Source organism: Streptosporangium sp. NBC_01469, from assembly GCF_036227305.1.
Classification (GTDB): domain Bacteria; phylum Actinomycetota; class Actinomycetes; order Streptosporangiales; family Streptosporangiaceae; genus Streptosporangium.
Genome location: NZ_CP109465.1, coordinates 4,578,785 through 4,595,689, shown reverse-complemented (window position 1 = coordinate 4,595,689; position 16,905 = coordinate 4,578,785). Strand labels below are relative to the sequence as shown.

The following is a 16,905-nucleotide window of genomic DNA, read 5'->3' as shown; positions in this document are numbered from 1 at the left end:
ATGCCCGCCCCGCGTGAACCGGACGGTGAGACCAGCCCGCTCACCTTCTTCGCCTCCGAGCTTCGCCGCCTGCGCGATCAGGCCGGACTGTCACAGGAGCAGCTGGCCCAGCAGATCGCCTATTCGACCGGCCTGGTCAGCATGGTCGAGAGGGCCAAGCGCAACCCGTCGCTCGACTTCACCGAGCGGTGCGACCGGGTGCTCAACGCCAACGGAGTGCTCATCCGGATCTGGCCGATGCTGACCTACGGCGTCCTCCCGTCGCGCTTCCGCCCCTGGGTGGACATCGAACAGCAGGCCCACACCCTCCGTGGCTGGGACCCGTTGCTGATCCCCGGCCTTCTCCAGACCTCCGACTACGCCCGTACGATCCTGGAGGCCTATCCGGGAGTGACCGACGAGCGGGTGCAGGAGCTGCTGACCGCCCGCCTGGAGCGCCAGAAAATCCTGGCGCGCGACACCCCTCCGCCGCTGTGGACCGTGCTCGACGAGGGAGTCCTGCACCGGGGCGTCGGGGGTCCGGACATCATGCGCGACCAGCTCGCCGCGCTTCTGGCCGCGTCCGAGCACAGGAACGTCTCCATCCAGGTCGTCCCCCAAGGCGCCTACGTGACCGGTGGTGCGATCGCGGGTCTGGAGGGAGGATTCTTCATTGCGAGCTCCGAGGGCAGCCTGGATAGTGTATTCGTGGAGTCCGCTGCCGTAGGGCACGTCACGGACCATCCTCGCGACGTGGCGGCGATCTGCAAGCGATACGAAGCGGTCCGCTCGGCGGCCCTGCCCGCGCGGGCAAGCGCCGATCTCATAGCGAAGGTGATGACGGAATGGCAGCAGACCTGACCGGCGCGACCTGGCGCAAATCCTCCCTGAGCGGCTCCAGCGGCGGCAACTGCGTCGAGGTAGCCGTCGTCGACGCCCCTCGTACCGGGCACAAGGCGGACCTCGGGGCGCTGCACGTGCTGCGCGACTCCAAGAACCCCGGCGGGCCGAAGCTCTTCTTCACCCGGGCCGAATGGGACGTCTTCATCGCGGGCGTGAAGCTCGGCGAGTTCGACCACCTCGGCGGCTGACACCCGCGTTCGATCGCGGAGCGCACGAGCCTGGTTGGACTGGCTGAGCTGGGCTGGGCTGGGCTGGGCGAAATCCGATCACGAAGCGCCGAGCCGGGCCGGGCTTGAGGGGGCAGACGATCTCGGCTCCGGGAAGGAGTGCGACGTCCCGCATCCGGGGCGTCAGAGCACCGGAACACCACAGCCGAAACCCCGGAGCACCAGAAACGCGGAAACCCCGGCGTCCACCGCCGGGGTTTCATGACGCCGTTCGTGCGCGACGAGCCACGACGCGGCCAAAGCCGTGTCCCACCCGAGTTTCGTGACGACATCCATGGACGCCTGCCCGTGCGAGAGGCCCCCGGACAGCCGTACGGGAGGCCTCAGGGGCCGAGGCCCGCCAGGAGGTGGTCGACGATCCGTTCGGCCAGGTCGGAGGACTCGACGCACTCGTCGGCACCCTCGGTGCGGATGTACCACATGACGGTGCCGACCAGGTTCGCCATCGCGATGGGGACGTCGAGACCTGCCCGCAGCTCACCGGTGGTGACGCCGCGCCGCAGCAGGGCGGTGATCGCCGCCCTGCGCGGCTCGATGGTCGCCTGGCGGATGCGCTCCACCAGGCGGGGGTGCCTCTCGGCCTCGTTCATCGCGATGTTCATCACGCAGCGGTTGCGCGCGTCGCACGCGTCGCGCAGGAACACCCGCGTGTAGACGATGAGATCCTCGCGGACCGAGACGCCCGCGACCGGGGGCAGCGGCGTCTTGAGGGTCGCCAGCGCGTCGACGAGCAGGTCTTCCTTGTTCGACCAGCGCCGGTAGATCGTGGTCTTGCCGACCCCCGCGCGAGCGGCGATCGCCTCGATCGACAGCTCGGAGAGACCGACGCTCTCCCCGACCAGGTCGAGGGTCGCGTCGATGATGGCCTTCTCCGCCCTGGCGCTGCGGGGACGGCCCGCGGGGCGGGGCGTCCGAACCCCGGCCGCCTGAATCTCGTCGGTGGTCGTCATAGCTTTCCTACACTACCGCTGGTTCCTTGTCTGGACTGATCTCTTCGGGGACGGGAGCCACGGAGGACTTTCCTGGCAGCCACCTGAACACCACCAGGGCTCCGAGCAGCGCGATGACCGCGGAGACGAGAGCGGTGATGTGCATGCCCTCGACGAAGGCGAGCTTGGCCGGTTCGATGAGCGCCGCGCCTTGGGCGCCGAGGCCCTGGGCCACGCCCAGCGTGCCGGTCAGCGACTCGCCCGCGATGTGCCTGAGCTGGTCGGGCAGGCCGGTCAGGGCGGGGGCGATCTGGTCGCGGTAGGTGGCCGAGAGCAGCGAGCCGAGAAGCGCGACGCCGAGCGCGCCGGCCACCTGGCGGACGGTGTTGCTCATGGCCGAGCCGACACCGGCCTTCTCCCTGGGGAGCGCCTCCATGATCGCGGTGGTCGCCGGGGGCATGATGTTGGCCATCGCCGCGCCCTGGACGAAGAACACGATCTCCAGCAGGACGACCGGGGTGTTCTGGTCCATCAGCGCGTACGAGGCCAGCGCGCCGGCCACGATGACCATGCTGACGGTGGCGCTCAGCTTGCCGCCGAAGCGTGCGGCCATCTGCTGGCTCAGCGGGGCGAAGATCAGCTGTGCGGCGGCGAAGGGGATCATCAGGGCGCCCGCCTGCATCGGGCTGAAGCCCAGCACGATCTGCAGGTAGAAGACCAGGAAGAACATCGCGCCCATCATCGCGAAGAACACGATGCCGATCATGCCGACCGCGGTGGCGAAGCGCGGGTCGCGGAAGTAGCTGACGTCGAAGGCCGGGTGGTCGATGCGGCGCTCGTACCAGGCGAAGACGGCGAGCACGACGACGCCGAGGATCGTCGGGACGAGCACCTCGGCGCTGGCGATCGTGGCCAGCTCTCCACCCCGGATGATGCCGTAGGTGACGGCGACGAGGCCGACGATGGAGAGGATCACGCCGACCGGGTCGAGCTTGGAGGGCTTGGGATCACGCGACTCGGGCACGACCAGGCGGATGAGCACCATGCTGATCAGCACGATCGGCAGGTTGACCAGGAAGACCGAGCCCCACCAGAAGTGCTCGATGAGCAGGCCGCCGGTGATCGGCCCGATCGCCACGGCCAGGCCCACCCCGCCGGCCCAGACGCCGATCGCCTTGCCGCGCTCCTGCGGGGGGAAGACGTTGGAGATGATCGCCAGGGTGGCCGGCATGATCGCGGCGCCGCCGATGCCCATGAACGCGCGGGCGACGATCAGCTGCATGGGGTCCTGGGCGTAGGCGCTGGCCAGCGAGGCCAGGCCGAAGAGGACCATGCCGACCATGAGCATGCGCTTGCGCCCGGTGCGGTCGCCGATTACCCCGAAGGTGAACAGCAGGCCCGCGAACACGAGCGTGTAGGAGTTGATCGCCCATTCCATCTGGCTCTGGGTGGCCCCCAGGCCCACCACTGGGTCGGCGATCGTCTTCAGTGCGACGTTGAGGATGGTGTTGTCGAGCACGACCGCCAGGAGGCTGAAGACCAGCACTCCCAGAATCTGCCACCGTCGCGGGTGGCCGAGCTGTTGTTCCACGAAAGGCCCCGTATTCGATACGCTTGAGTTTCGAAACACCACCGTAGCGTTGATCATTACGATACGCAACCGTATCGTTTCGTATTTATCATGAAATATCCCGATCCCGGGATGCGCCCCGCCGAAGGGACGCGCTGGGAGCGGGTACGGCCGAGGTCAGGCGGCCATCGGGACCGGTTCCTCGACCACGGCCGCGGTGCGCCGCCAGAACGGCAGGGCGATCAGCACCATCATCACGCCGACCAGTCCGGCGGCGGCGAAGGCCCAGCCGGGACCCGGACCATCGATGATCATGCCCGCGATGGGCGCCGCGCAGCCCGCGCCGACCAGCAGCGCCGTGCCGTGCAGGCCCATCGCCTCGCCACGGGCCCCGGCGGGCACCCAGCGGCTCACGGTGTCGACCGTGGAGGACAGCGCGGGGGCGCACAGCACCCCGGCGGGCAGCAGGGCCAGAATCAGCCAGTGCCAGTTGGCGCCGACCAGCCCGACGGGGATGGTGAGCACCCCCATGGCACCGATCAGGACCAGCGGCGACAGCCCGCGGGGCAGCATGCCGTACACGAAGCCGCCCGTCAGCGAGTAGGCGCACCACAGTCCGATCGCCAGCCCGATCCACGCGGTGTCGCCGCTCTGCTTCATCGTCGCCACCAGGGACAGCTCGGTGGCGGCCAGCACGAAGGTCGCCGCCGCGACCGTGCCGAGCAGCCCGAGCATGCCCGGGGTGAGCCACTGGCGCCGGGGGACCTTCCCCGCCGGCCTCTGAAGCTCCTCGTCCGAGCGGATGGGCGGGTTCAGCAAAATCAGCGTCGCCCCCGAGGCGACCAGGCCGACCGCGACGATGCCCATGGTGGGCACGCTGCCGAGGAGGGTCACCCCCGCGATCGCCAGGGCGGGGCCGGTCATGTACGACACTTCAACGATCATGGAGTCGAGGGAGAAGCCCATCCTGCGCTGGTCGACCGGGACCAGCGCCGCGAGGCACTGCCTGATCACGCTGAACACCGGGAGGCTGAGCAGGCCCGCGGGCACCGACGCCGCGAGCAGCAGGGGGAAGGGCATCGCCCACGCGGTGGACCAGAAGGCGAGCTGGGCGAGCGTGGTCACCACCAGCACCGGGCGCAGGCCGTGGCTGTCGACGAACCTTCCGGCCAGCGGTGAGCCGACCGCCATCCCCACCGTGCTCGCCATGGTCACCAGCCCGGCCGCGGCGAAGCCGAGCCCAAGCCCGCTGGGGTCGACGACGTGCATCGTCAGCGTGATGGCGACCGCGGTCGAGGGGATCCGGGCGACCAGCCCCACCAGCAGCAACGACCGCACGCCCGGAATCGCCAGCAGGCGACGGTAAGGTTCGAAAGCCATTGTGATTACTTACCTCCGCGAGCATTGTGCCGTACACCCCCGGCACCTCCGCCACTGGATTACCGCACCGAGGCACCGCGCACCTCCCGCGTCCCGGCCCGGCCGCCGGAAGCCCCTCGGATGTGCCGTGCACCGCCGGATCACCCCGCGAACACGCCCTCCGTCACCCTCCGTCACCCTCCGTCACCGAGTCAACCGGATAAACGTGTCATATGTCCCCTATACCCCTCACCGGATTACCACGCCGATCAGGTCTGTTGAACCTGTCGTACGCGTGCAATCATCGAAACCGTCCGGGGACGCCACAGGGGCGCCTCGAGACTTCACTGGAGGTCCCATGTCCTCTTCCGTCACCAACCGGCCGACCTCTCTCTACGGCGGCCAGGCTGGACGAAGGATCACCGTGCGCGACGTCGCCGCCGCCAAGGAGCGCGGCGAGCGGTGGCCGATGGTCACCGCGTACGACGCCATGACCGCCAGGGTCTTCGACGAGGCCGGCATCCCCGTGCTGCTCGTCGGCGACTCGGCCGCCATGGTCGTGTACGGGTACGACTCGACGCTGCCCGTGTCGGTGGACGATCTCATGCCCCTGACGGCGGCCGTGGTCCGCGGCTCCTCCCGCGCGATGGTCGTGGCCGACCTGCCGTTCGGTTCCTACCAGTCCTCTCCCCAGCAGGCCCTGGAGACGGCCGCCCGCTTCATGAAGGAGGCCGGGGCCCACGCGGTCAAGCTCGAGGGCGGGCGGCGGGTGCTCCCCCAGGTCGAGGCCCTGGTCTCGGCCGGCATCCCGGTGATGGCCCACCTGGGCCTGACCCCCCAGTCGGTCAACACCCTCGGCGGCTACCGCGTACAGGGCCGCGGCCAGTCGGGCGACGAGCTGATGGCCGACGCCAAGGACCTGGAGTACGCCGGCGCGTTCTCCGTGGTCCTGGAGTGCGTCCCCGCGGACCTGGCCGAGCGGGTCACCGCGTCCCTGTCGATCCCCACGATCGGCATCGGCGCCGGGCCGGGCACCGACGCGCAGGTCCTCGTCTGGCAGGACCTGATGGGCCTGACCGCCAGCCCCGCCAAGTTCGTCAAGAAGTATTTCGACCTGGCCCACGAGATGGACAGGGCCGTGCGCAGCTTCGCCGACGAGGTGTCGACCGGCGCCTTCCCCGCCGCCGAGCACAGCTACCGCTGACAGACCCGGTCCTCGCGGGAGGCCGCCCCGGCGCCCCAGGAGAACCTGGCGGCACCGGGGCGGCCCCTTCCGCGAGGACCTCTCGGCTCCGTACGAGGGATCAGACGAGCGTGGCGGGGTCGGTGTTGGCGCCGCACACGACGACGGCCACCCGCTCACCGGGAGCCCGGGTGTAGGCGCCCGACAGCAGGGCCGCGTACGCCGCGGCGCCCGCGTGCTCGGCGGCCATCCTGTGGTTCCGCCACAGCTCGCGCCGCGCCTCGACGATGGCCTCGTCGGAGACCAGGAGGCTCCGCACCCCGGCCGCGCTCGTGATCTCGAAGGCGATCTCGCCCGCCCGGCTGGCGCCCAGGGCGTCGGCCCCCACCCCGGCGACCTCGACGCCGACCGGTCCGCCCGCCTCCAGGGCCCGGTGCAGGGTCGGGATGAGCTCGGGCTCGACGGCGATCACGCGGGCACGACCGCCGAGGGCGACGGTGATCCCGGCGACGAGCCCGCCGCCGCCGACCGCGACGACGACCGTGTCGACTCCCCCGGTCTGCTCCAGGACCTCCAGGCCGACCGTGCCCTGCCCCGCGACCACCTCGGCCTGGTTGTAGGCGTGAATGTCCAGGGCACCGGTCTCGGCCGCGCGCTTGACCGACGCCTCGTACGCGTCGGCGTAGACGGCGCCGATCTGGGTCACCCGCGCGCCGAGCGCGCGCAGCCCGGCGACCTTCACCGGGCTGGAGACCGTCGGCACGAAGATCTCCGCCTGGACGCCGAGGCTGCGCGCCACGTACGCCACCGCCAGGCCGTGGTTGCCGCCGCTCGCCGCGATCAGCCCGGCCTCGGGGATCCCCTCGGAGGCCAGGGCTCGGTTGAAGCCTCCTCGCGCCTTGAACGACCCCGAGTGCTGCAGCCCCTCCAGTTTCAGGAACAGCCCCGGCGACACCTCGACCACCGGTGTGCGCAGGACATGTCCGGCGATGCGCTCGGCGGCCCGCTCCACGTCCCCGATCGACACGCTCACGCGTGCTCCCTCCCCAAAAGTGATCCGGCGGGCCGCCCGGTCTCGTGGACGGCCCCGCGCCGCAGTGTAGAAGACACCGCGGATCGCGCTCCCCGTGGCGTCAGGCGAGCGCCTGCTCGAAGTCGGCCCACAGGTCCTCGATGTGCTCGATGCCGACCGCCACCCGCACGGTGCCCTCGCCGATCCCGTGCCGGGCGAGCTCCTCGGCCGTCAGGGAACGGTGGGAGGTGGTCGCGGGATGCAGGATGAGCGTCTCGACGCCGCCGAGGGACGGGGCCAGCAGGGCCAGCTTCACCGAGCTCATGAACCGCTCTCCCGCCTCCCGCCCGCCGGCCAGGTCGAAGGAGAAGACTCCCCCGAAGTCGGGCAGGAGCTTGGCCGCCAGCTCGTACGAGGGGTGCGAGGGCAGTCCCGGCCAGTGCACGACGGAGACGGCGGGGTGGGCGTTCAGGCGGGTGGCCAGCTCGCGGGTGTTGGAACAGTGGCGTTCCATCCGCAGCGGCAGCGTCTGGATGCCGCGCAGGGTGAGCCAGGCGGCGAATGGGTCCGCGGTGGCGCCCAGCTTGACGTTGAAGGACCACACCTTGCGGTAGAGCTCGTCGGAGGCGAAGACGGCGATCCCGCCGAGCACGTCGGTGTGCCCGCTCAGGTACTTGGTCGTGGAGTGCACCACGATGTCGGCGCCGTGCTCTATCGGCCTGCACAGGATCGGGGAGGCGAAGGTGTTGTCGACCACGGAGATCAGTCCGGCCTCGCGAGCCGCGGCGCACATGCCCGGCAGGTCGGCGACCTGGGTCACCGGGTTGGCGATGGTCTCCAGGTAGACGAGCTTCGTCTCCGGCCGCACGGCCGCGCGCAGCGCCGCCGGGTCGTCCTCGGGGACGTAGGAGACCTCGATCCGGAACCGCCCCGCCAGGTCGTTGATCATCGAGGCGGTGCCGCCATAGAGCGGCTTCTGCGCGATCAGATGGTCGCCGGGCTCCAGCAACCCGAGCAGCACGGAGTTGATGGCGCCCATCCCGGAGCCGGTGGCCACGGCGCCGACCCCGCCCTCCAGCCCGGCGACGGCCTCCTCAAGGGAGCGGACCGTCGGGTTCGACAGCCGCCCGTAGACGAAGGCCCCGTCCGGGCGGCCCATCCCGTCGGCGAAAACGGCCGGATCGTCGAAGACGAATCCGGAGGTCTGGTAGAGCGGCACCGTGATGGAGCGGCTGCCGTTCAGGGGCGGTTGGGGCAGGTGGACGGTACGGGTCTCCGGGCGAAAATCAGTCATATGTCAAGGATGTCCGGTTAACGAGCTACTTGTCAGATCCAATCGGGCAAGATTGGTCCGGCTTGAGGACCGGATCCCGCCAACCGGCCCCGGGTGAATCCATGGATCCGGCGCCGCCCGCGGACTCGCGCGAGCGGCCGCCGGACAGCGATCACGGCCGGGGACGCCCCGCTAGACGTCGGTGACGCGCAGGCCCGCGTGGGCCTTGTAGCGGCGGTTGATCGAGATGAGGTTGGCGGTCAGCGCCTCGACCTGGTGGGCGTTGCGCAGGCGGCCCGCGTAAACGCCGCGCACGCCGGGGATCCGGCCCGCCAGCGCCTGGACGGTGCCGGCGGCCTCGCGGTCGTCGCCCAGCACGAGCACGTCCAGGGCGATCTCCGCGACCTCGGGATCCAGCAGCAGGACGGCCGAGACGTGGTGGAACGCGGCGACCACGCGGCTGTCGGGCAGGACGGCGGCGGCCTGCTGGGCGGCGCTGCCCTCCTCGACCGTGAGCGCGTACGCGCCCTGCTTGTCGAAGCCGAGCGGGTTGACGCAGTCGATGACGATCTTTCCGGCCAGCTCGGAGCGGAGGGACTCCAGCGTGGAGCGGTGCCCGTCCCAGGGAATGGCCACGATCACCACGTCGGCCTCCGCCGCCACGGTCGCGTTGTCCGCGCCGCGCACCGATCCGTCGACGCTCTCCGCCGCGGCCTGAGCCCGTTCCGCGCTCCGCGAGCCGATCAGCACGGTGTGCCCGGCGAGGGCGAACCTCCGGGCCAGGCCCTTGCCCTGATCACCGGTCCCGCCCAGGATCCCGATCGAGATCCCGCTCACATCCGGAATGTCAGTGCTCACTCACCGCTCCTCATCGTCCCCCGGTCGCTCAAGGCCGGACTTCATCGACCATATCGCCTGTCCCGATCATCTCAGGGTCGCGTTTCCAGGATCGGCGCGGGGTCTCTGGGGCACGATGGTGCGATGGACGCTGGGTCGGTGACGCTGCTGCGCGAGATCCTCGCTTCGACCGGCTGGATCGAGCGGACCCGCGAGCTGGGTCTCGCCCTCCGCGCGACGCGCTCCCCCGGCGGGCTGCTGGTGGTCGGCACGCCCCAGGAGGAGCCCTGGCACCTGACCGCGCACCTGAGCGACGAGGCCAGGTTCGCCGGGCTGCCCCAGCTCGCCCCGACGCTGGTCCGCTGGGCGCCCGCCCCCGGAGCGCCCGCGCACCTGCGGGTCGGGCTGGAGCGGATCGAGCGGGCCGGGCGGGGTGAGACGTTGTTCGTGGTGGCCGAGGAGCGCGCCCCCGAGACGCTGCTGGAACGGGTGAGCGACGCCCGCAGGACCGGTACGACGATCCTGGCCCTGGACGGCGGCGACCCGGATCTGGCGGGTCTGGCCCACGACGCGCTGACGGTGCCCGAGCGGGCACCGTTCTCCTTCGACGGGGCCCAGCACCTGGTGAGCATGGCCGCGGGCGAGACGGGGCACCGTCCCGGCCTGCGCGACCGCCTGGCCAGGCTGCTGGAGCGGATCAGCGGCCCGCGGGTCACCGACTAGGCCCGCGGGTCACCCACCGGCATGGGGACCTTCCCCGTCCGCGCGTACGCCGTGGTGGACGGCTAGCGACCGGCTGGCGACCTCAGTCGTCCCCGTCCCAGGCGCGGTCGTTCCTCTTCCACTCCTCGTTCCGGTCGGCCGCGGTCTTCAGCGCGCCGGCCGCGGCCTCGCGCGTCGGGTACGGCCCCATCCGGTCCTTGTTCGGGCACCCCTCGTCGGGTTCGACGGCCATGTGCGTCAGGCAGAACCACCATTGGTCACTCATGCGGCAATCCTGCCCAGTGAGAAGCACAACTAGACTGGGGGACCATGACGACACTGCTCCAGCCCGGACGGATCTCTCCCCTCCGCAAGGTGCCCTCTCACATCCAGCGGCCGGAGTACGTCGGGAGGAAATCCCCGAAGACCGGTGAGGCCGACGTCAAAACCCCCGAGATCATCGAGCGCATGCGGGTCGCGGGCAAGCTGGCGGCCCAGGCGCTCGAGGAGGTCGGCAGGCACGTGGCACCCGGCGTCACCACCGACGAGCTCGACCGGATCGGCCACGAGTTCCTCTGCGACCGCGGCGCCTATCCCAGCACGCTCGGCTACCGGGGATATCCCAAGTCGCTGTGCACCTCGATCAACGAGGTGATCTGCCACGGCATCCCGGACGACACCGTGCTGCGCGACGGCGACATCGTCAACATCGACATCACCGCCTTCATCGGCGGCGTGCACGGCGACACCGACGCCACCTTCCTGGTCGGCGACGTGGACGAGGAGTCGCGCCTGCTGGTCGAGCGCACCCGCGAGGCCACCGACCGCGCCATCAGGGCCATCGCCCCCGGCCGCCAGCTCAACGTGGCCGGTCGCGTGATCGAGGCCTACGCCAAGCGGTTCGGCTACGGCGTGGTCCGCGACTTCACCGGCCACGGCATCGGCACCACGTTCCACTCGGGCCTGATCGTCCCCCACTACGACGACCCGTCACTGGCGGTCACGCTGGAGCCGGGCATGACGTTCACGATCGAGCCCATGCTGACGCTCGGCACCATCGACTACGACATCTGGCCCGACGGCTGGACCGCCGTCACCAAGGACCGTATGCGGACCGCGCAGTTCGAGCACACCATCCTGGTGACCGAGACCGGCCACGAGATCCTGACACTTCCCTGAGCTCCGGCCCGCTCCGTGGCCGCGTCCCCGGCCTGGGATCCCTGCTCCTGGGCGACGACCCGACACCCCTGATCTGGGACGGCTGCCTGAGGCCCCTGCGCCGAGGCGATCGCGGGATCCGGCATCTTCCCCGCGCCGCTCCCGCCGACGGCCGTCCGGGCCCGGCTAGTCCCGGCGGGGCACCACTCCGGTGACGGTGGTTCCCTCGCCGGGAACGCCGTTGACGCTGAGCGCACCGCCGAGCTGTTCGAAGTGGGTGCGCATGGCGACGACCCCCCGGCCCTCCGCCTCCCCGAAGAAGCCGACACCGTTGTCACTCACCGTCATGCGCAGGCCGGCACGCCCGAAGGTGACGGCGACGGAGACGACGCGGGCACGGCTGTGCCGCTCGACATTGGCCAGCGCCTCCCCAAGCGCGGCCAGCACGGTTCTGGCGACCCCCGGCGGGACGTCCTGGGCGGGCAGGGCCCAGATCTCGACGATGATCCCAGTGCGCTCGGCCCATTCGGTGAGATGCTCTTCGAGCGCCTGGGCCAGGCTCCGGCTCCGGCCCTCACGTACGCGCACTTCCTCGGACACTGCTCAACCTTCCTGATGCACATTGCAGCCACCGGCCCCCCGACCGGATGTGTGACTGGGCGTGGCGCGCGATGACGAAGCGCTGCACCCGCTGCGGTGAGCACGAGCCCCCTGAAATACAGGCTACCGGGAGGTATCCGTGAGGGGGCTCGAAGATAGAGGGCCGTAGCTGTCCGGCTACTCCGCGCCGTCTCGCCTGTTGAGTTTGGCCAGGTAGTCATTATAGGCGTCGAGCTGGGCGTCGCCACTGCCACCGTCGCGGGCCGCGGCGGCGTCGGCGCGGCGATCGGCGCGGCGGGCCCCGCGATCGTCGTGACGCCACCACTGGAAGGCCAGCGCGAGGAGCACGATGAGGGTCGGGATCTCGCCGAACCCCCAGGCGATGGCGCCACCGGTCTGCTGGTCCTCGACCGCGGACGCGCCCCAGGTGCGGCCGAGCTGGTCGTACCAGTCGGAGGCCAGCACGGTGGTCATGCTCATCAGCGCGATGCCGAAGAACGCGTGGAACGGCATGGTCACGAACAGCAGGATGAGCCGGGCCACGTGCGGCAGCCGGTAGGGGGCGGGATCGACACCGATGATCACCCAGAAGAACAGGGTCCCGCTGAGCAGGAAGTGCACCGTCATCACGATGTGGCCGAGGTGCTCCTCCATCGCGGCGGCGAACAACGGGGTGAAGTACAGCGCGTAGGTGGAGACGATGAAGATCGCGGTGGCGATCGCCGGATGGGCGATGAAGCGGACGAACCTGCTGTGCAGGATCGTCGTCAGCCACTCCCGGAGCCCCCGGTCGCCCCTGCGGGCGGCGGGCCGCAGGGCGCGCAGGGCCAGGGTGACGGGCGCGCCGAGCACGAGGAAGATCGGCACCATCATCGACAGCGTCATGTGCTCGGCCATGTGCGCGCTGAACAGCACCTTGGCGTAGCGGGCGACGCCGCTCTGGGTGGCGACCAGCAGGATCAGCACACCGGTGAACCAGGCGGCCGTGCGCCCCTTGGACCAGGCGTCGCCGCGCCGGGCGAGCCGTACGACACCGGCGAGGTAGAGACCGGCCAGCAGGGCGATGAGCGTGCCGGAGAACAGGTCGAACCACCACAGCGAGGCCAGGTTGGCCAGCGAGATCTCCGGCGGCATGGTGTAGCCGAGCACCTCGAAGGCCCTGTCGACGGGCAGGACCGCCGGAGGCGGCGCGGTGCGGGACAGCGCGACGGCCAGCCCGACGGCCGCGAACATGACGACGATCTCGCCGGTGGCGAAGCGGAGGAACGTACCGGACCCGCCCGCCGCGAGCAACGGCAGGGTGCGCCTGCGGTGCCACCAGCCGACGGCGCCGAGCAGCGCGAACGCGACGGTCTTGGCCAGCAGCAGCAGGCCGTAGGCGGAGGTGAACAGCTCGGAGAGCGCGCTGAGCCTGGCCATCACGCTGAACAGGCCGGACAGCCCCACCCCGATGAAGCACCACAGCGCCAGGGCCGAGAACCGGGCGGCGGCGATCTCCAGGTGCGGCTGACGGCGCAGCGCGTGCACGCAGAGCACACCGAGGCCGCCCACCCAGAGCGCGAGGACGACCAGGTGGACGGCGACGCCCGTGGTGGCCAGGTCGTGGTTGGGCGAGGAGGCGGAGTGGCCGGTCAGCGCGGGCGGGAGCATGGTGGCCAGGGCGAGGACCAGCAGGCCGCCGGCCGCGCCGGCGGTGATCGCCCCGCGGGCGAAGAGCGCGATCGCGACCGAGAACAGCACGACCAGGGTCAGCGCGATGCCCTGGGAGACCTGGCTGGCGAAGCTGGTGAGCTCGTCGCCGCCGAGCACGTCGGCCACCGGCAGCCCGAGCGCCTCCGAGAGGCTGAACACCATCGTGGCGGCGGCGGCCCCGGCCCAGACGAGGGCGACCCAGGAGGCGGCCTTGACGTAGCCGAGGGCGGATTTGCCCAGCAGGCCCTTGTCGTTGGGGAGCAGGAACGTGGCGGCCAGGAGCGTGCCGACGGTGAGCACGCCCGCCGCGTCCATCGCCAGCTTCGCCAGCGGCAGACCCCAGCGGGTGAAGGAACCCTGGTCGGGCAGGCCGGGGATGATGCGCGGACTCGCGGCACCTCCGGCGATCATGGCGATCACCAGGGCGGCGACGGCCGCCGCCGCGCCCGCGAGGGCGAGCTTCACGGCCCGGCCGTTCCCCGGCGCCTCGACCTGTGCCGCCTGCGCGGCCCGCGCGATCTTGCTCATGGCTGCTTCCTGCCGCGCATGCTGAAGAACAGGCCGATGCCGATGCCGGTCAGGCTGCCGACGACGATCCACATCCAGCCTGGCACGCCTCCCGAGGAGCCTGGCTCCTCGGACTCCCCGGCCGCGGCGGCCGGGCTGAGCGTGGCCACCGGTGTGCTCGCGGCCTGCGTGCTCGCGGCCGGGTCACTCCCGGCGGTCGTGCTCCCGGCGGGCTCGGGAGACGCCGAGGACGGTGACGGAGAGGAGTCGGCGGAGCCGAGCAGGGTGAAGGGGATCTCCCCCTCGATCGGGTGGCCGTCGGAGGACACCACGCGGTAGGCGATGACGTACTCGCCGGGAGGGAGATCTCCCTTGACCTTCTGGGTCACCACGGGGCCGTCGACGGCGGGCTTGCCGTCCTGGTGGGTTTCGTCTCCGGAGCGCACGACGACGTTCGGGAAGCGCACTCCGGCGCTGAACGTCAGCTTCACCTCCTCCAGACTCTCGACCTTCGCTCCCTTGGCCGGGTCACTGCTCTTGAGCCGGTCGTGGGCGAGGGCGGGCGAGGCGAAGGCCGTGCCGAGAACGAGGGCGGCGAGAAGCGCGAGGGCGACCGCGACAGGGGAAGTCTTCATGGCAACCACAAGGCTACCGACGCGACCACGCGGTCTCGACCCCCCTGTCCGTTCCACGGTCCGGCGCGAGTCGCCCCCGCCCTCTCGATCTACAGTCCGACGCAGGCCATCGCCCGCTTGTAGGCGTCGACGCTCCGGTCGGGCTCGTCGATCCGCTCCAGGACCCGGGCCGCGGTCAGCCAGGCGTGGGCGGTGAAGCGGGTCTCCGGCGCCTGCCCCAGACATTCGGCCCCGGCGAGCAGCTCCCGCGAGGCGTCCGCCTGCATGCCCAGCGCCGCGAGGGTCTCGCCGTGCAGCAGCCGGGCCTCCGCCTGCAGGACCTTGGGCATGCCGTCGAGCAGGTCGCAGACGAAGCGCATGTGCTCCTCGGCCCGCTCGGGCTGGGCGAGCAGCAGCTCCACCCGGACGAGGTTCATCGCGCAGCGCATCTTGTCGATCGAGCTGGCGGCGCTCTCCGCGAGCTCCCTCTCCGCCTTCAGCAGCACGTCGCGCCAGGTCTTGGCCTCCATGGGCCGGACGATCAGCAGGACCTGGGCGTAGTCGCTGCGCAGCCGGGCCAGCCGTCGCGGGTCGCCGTACTCGGACTGGATGGCCAGGGCGCGCTCGACGTGCGTGACCGCCTCGTCGGCGTAACCTGCCTCGACGGCGGCGATCGCGGCTTCCCAGTGTGCCAGGGTGAGCGCCTGCGGGCTGGCGAGGAGCTCGGCGGCGGCGATCAGCTCGCCGGCGAACTGGCGGGCCCGGAGCAGGTCACCGCGGTCGATGTAGGCGGCGAGGAGCTGGCCGCCCAGCCTCATGAGGCCGTCGGTCCAGGCGGGCCGGACCGGGCCGGTGAGGATCTGCTCGGGGACCTGCATCGCCCGTGCCAGGTCCCCCTTCTCGCGGTAGCAGCGCGAGAGCGCGACGGCGACCGCGACGTGACGCTCGGGGCCGGTGACCGCCTCGTCGTTCTCGCGCAGCCCGTTGAGCAGGACGATCGCCTGGTCCAGATCGCCACAGGCCTCGGTCGCGAGGGCCAGGCCGTACTCGACGTCCTGTCGCATCTGGGGCAGGCCCGCCAGGCCGCTGTCGGCGAGGAGCTCGGCGTAGCGGGTGCGCGCCTCGACGACCTCGCCGTTGTTCAGGGCCATCTGCGCGTAGCTCAGCGCGAGCTCGATCTCCTGCATCTGCTCGGCCGTGACGCCGTTGATCAGATATGTCAGGGAACAGTCGAGTTTTTCGGCGAGGAGCTCCAACACGGCGGGTGTCGGAGTACGCTTGCCACTCTCGATGAGAGAGACGTAACTGTCCGACAGTTCTGGATGAGCGAGCTGCGCCTGAGAAAGACCACGTTGCCGACGGACGGTTTTGATGCGCTGCCCCACCAAGTCTTGACCAGTCACGTTACCCCTTGAAAGATATCATTTGAGCAGCAGAACCTACGACAGGAGTCTCCCCGTGCGCCGACGTCTTGCCTTGTCTGCCCTCGCCATGCTATTTACGGCCACTTTTGCCGTCACTAGCAATGTTACGACCGAGAGTGCTGATTCGTCTGCCCCCCCGAAGGACACCGGCAAGTATTCTTTGCAGGCGAACGTCGCCCAGTCCAACCTGGGCTGGGGACACGCGGACTGAGCGGCGGCTCAGGCCACCGCGAGGACAAGGAACACAAAGAACCCCGCCCGCCCCAGTGGAGAGCTTTCAGCCAGCGAGCGGCTCCACCTGGCGGAACCGGTGCGATCGCACCGGCGTGAGCGTGCAGGCGTCCGTCATGCACGCTCCGGCGAGGCGGGACAGCTGAACACCGGGGCGTCCGCGCCCCCGGATTGGGTGCCACCGATCGCGGCCGCGCCGGGATCCGAACCCTTCCGTGAAGGTCGTTGTCCTTCACGGGGGATCCCGGCCGGAGGAACACACACGTATGGTTCGCGCTACATACGTACGGCTTCATCGCAGGTCACGGCTCGCGGGCCACACGGCCCGGGTCGAGGGTGCCGGTGACGGCCACCCGGCCTCTCTCGTCGGCGTCATACCGTTTCCGTCCATCCTCCGTCGCCGACCGGTCCTCGGGCCGGTCGGCCCACGGATCCCGTGTCGCCGGCGCCTTCCTTCGGCAGCCCCGCTTTTGAACCAGCCATTACCTGAGAAAATACATTGAATTAATCCACTATCAAGTCAATGTCCTAAAGCGGTCAGCCTGATTCTCGAAAGGCGGGCCGCCTTTTTGTCGTGGACACAAAGAAAGCTTTCGGCCAAGTCGGTTCACGGAAAACCGGAAATGTGGCCCGCCCGTCGGGAAAGCCCGAAAACATGATCCGCCCGCGGGAAACCCACGGGCGCGATCCGCTCTCAGCCCCGTC

At 70.4% G+C, this 16,905-nt stretch carries 17 protein-coding genes; 5 read left to right on the top strand and 12 right to left on the bottom strand.

The genetic code is table 11. From position 1 onward, the window contains the following. Together OG587_RS20500 and OG587_RS20495 are read left to right on the top strand one after the other, a co-directional pair. Window positions 1-840, top strand: coding sequence for a helix-turn-helix domain-containing protein (locus OG587_RS20500; RefSeq protein ID WP_329092642.1), 840 nt, complete (start codon window positions 1-3; stop codon window positions 838-840). Further along, window positions 825-1,070 (top strand): DUF397 domain-containing protein, encoded by a 246-nt coding sequence (locus OG587_RS20495; protein WP_329092640.1) that lies wholly within the window; start codon window positions 825-827, stop codon window positions 1,068-1,070. Before OG587_RS20500 ends, OG587_RS20495 begins: the two co-directional genes overlap by 16 nt. 162 nt (window positions 1,071-1,232) lie before the next feature. On the opposite strand, the gene OG587_RS20490 is transcribed toward OG587_RS20495, so the two are convergent. The 4 genes from OG587_RS20490 to OG587_RS20475 form a co-directional block, all read right to left on the bottom strand. Further along, window positions 1,233-1,385 carry a hypothetical protein gene (locus tag OG587_RS20490; RefSeq protein ID WP_329092638.1) on the bottom strand — a complete coding sequence of 51 codons (153 nt, stop codon included), beginning with the start codon at window positions 1,383-1,385 and terminating at the stop codon, window positions 1,233-1,235. A gap of 47 nt (window positions 1,386-1,432) precedes the next feature. Beyond that, window positions 1,433-2,059, bottom strand: a complete 627-nt coding sequence (locus OG587_RS20485; RefSeq protein ID WP_329092636.1) for a TetR/AcrR family transcriptional regulator — start codon at window positions 2,057-2,059, stop codon at window positions 1,433-1,435. A 7-nt stretch (window positions 2,060-2,066) separates the two neighbouring features. Further along, window positions 2,067-3,629 (bottom strand): MFS transporter, encoded by a 1,563-nt coding sequence (locus tag OG587_RS20480; RefSeq protein WP_329092634.1) that lies wholly within the window; start codon window positions 3,627-3,629, stop codon window positions 2,067-2,069. Between the two features lie 156 nt (window positions 3,630-3,785). Beyond that, a complete protein-coding gene (locus OG587_RS20475) occupies window positions 3,786-4,988 on the bottom strand; it encodes an MFS transporter (protein ID WP_329092632.1) in 1,203 nt (400 codons plus the stop codon). A 337-nt stretch (window positions 4,989-5,325) separates the two neighbouring features. Between OG587_RS20475 and panB the strand changes: the two genes are divergently transcribed. After that, window positions 5,326-6,171 (top strand): 3-methyl-2-oxobutanoate hydroxymethyltransferase, encoded by an 846-nt coding sequence (gene panB, locus OG587_RS20470; RefSeq protein ID WP_329092631.1) that lies wholly within the window; start codon window positions 5,326-5,328, stop codon window positions 6,169-6,171. Between the two features lie 100 nt (window positions 6,172-6,271). Here the strand turns inward: panB and OG587_RS20465 are convergent, their stop codons facing one another. The 3 genes from OG587_RS20465 to npdG all read right to left on the bottom strand — a co-directional run bounded on the left by OG587_RS20465 (window position 6,272) and on the right by npdG (window position 9,293). Further along, complete coding sequence (locus tag OG587_RS20465) at window positions 6,272-7,183, bottom strand: serine/threonine dehydratase (protein ID WP_329092629.1); 912 nt, start codon at window positions 7,181-7,183, stop codon at window positions 6,272-6,274. Window positions 7,184-7,283: 100 nt separating this feature from the next. Next, entirely contained in the window at window positions 7,284-8,456 is a 1,173-nt protein-coding gene (locus tag OG587_RS20460; RefSeq protein ID WP_329092627.1) for a trans-sulfuration enzyme family protein, read from the bottom strand. A gap of 171 nt (window positions 8,457-8,627) precedes the next feature. Then, window positions 8,628-9,293 carry an NADPH-dependent F420 reductase gene (gene npdG, locus OG587_RS20455; RefSeq protein ID WP_329092626.1) on the bottom strand — a complete coding sequence of 222 codons (666 nt, stop codon included), beginning with the start codon at window positions 9,291-9,293 and terminating at the stop codon, window positions 8,628-8,630. 123 nt (window positions 9,294-9,416) lie between these two features. Here npdG and OG587_RS20450 point away from each other — a divergent pair, with 123 nt between their 5' ends. Then, the gene (locus OG587_RS20450; RefSeq protein ID WP_329092623.1) at window positions 9,417-9,995 is read left to right on the top strand and encodes a hypothetical protein; all 579 of its coding nucleotides are present in this window, start codon (window positions 9,417-9,419) and stop codon (window positions 9,993-9,995) included. 82 nt (window positions 9,996-10,077) lie between these two features. Here OG587_RS20450 and OG587_RS20445 read toward each other — a convergent pair whose 3' ends face one another. Next, window positions 10,078-10,260: a hypothetical protein gene (locus OG587_RS20445; protein ID WP_329092621.1), complete on the bottom strand. Its 183-nt coding sequence runs from the start codon at window positions 10,258-10,260 to the stop codon at window positions 10,078-10,080. A 44-nt stretch (window positions 10,261-10,304) separates the two neighbouring features. Here OG587_RS20445 and map point away from each other — a divergent pair, with 44 nt between their 5' ends. Further along, entirely contained in the window at window positions 10,305-11,153 is an 849-nt protein-coding gene (gene map / locus OG587_RS20440; protein ID WP_329092619.1) for a type I methionyl aminopeptidase, read from the top strand. A 165-nt stretch (window positions 11,154-11,318) separates the two neighbouring features. Here map and OG587_RS20435 read toward each other — a convergent pair whose 3' ends face one another. From OG587_RS20435 to OG587_RS20420, 4 genes are all read right to left on the bottom strand, one after another. Beyond that, window positions 11,319-11,732 (bottom strand): sensor histidine kinase, encoded by a 414-nt coding sequence (locus OG587_RS20435; RefSeq protein WP_329092617.1) that lies wholly within the window; start codon window positions 11,730-11,732, stop codon window positions 11,319-11,321. 177 nt (window positions 11,733-11,909) lie between these two features. Continuing rightward, window positions 11,910-13,952: a cytochrome c oxidase assembly protein gene (locus tag OG587_RS20430; RefSeq protein ID WP_329092615.1), complete on the bottom strand. Its 2,043-nt coding sequence runs from the start codon at window positions 13,950-13,952 to the stop codon at window positions 11,910-11,912. After that, window positions 13,949-14,566 (bottom strand): copper resistance CopC family protein, encoded by a 618-nt coding sequence (locus OG587_RS20425; protein WP_329092613.1) that lies wholly within the window; start codon window positions 14,564-14,566, stop codon window positions 13,949-13,951. Before OG587_RS20425 ends, OG587_RS20430 begins: the two co-directional genes overlap by 4 nt. Window positions 14,567-14,655: 89 nt before the next feature. Continuing rightward, window positions 14,656-15,930: a helix-turn-helix domain-containing protein gene (locus tag OG587_RS20420; RefSeq protein ID WP_329093935.1), complete on the bottom strand. Its 1,275-nt coding sequence runs from the start codon at window positions 15,928-15,930 to the stop codon at window positions 14,656-14,658. Between the last annotated feature and the right edge of the window lie 975 nt (window positions 15,931-16,905).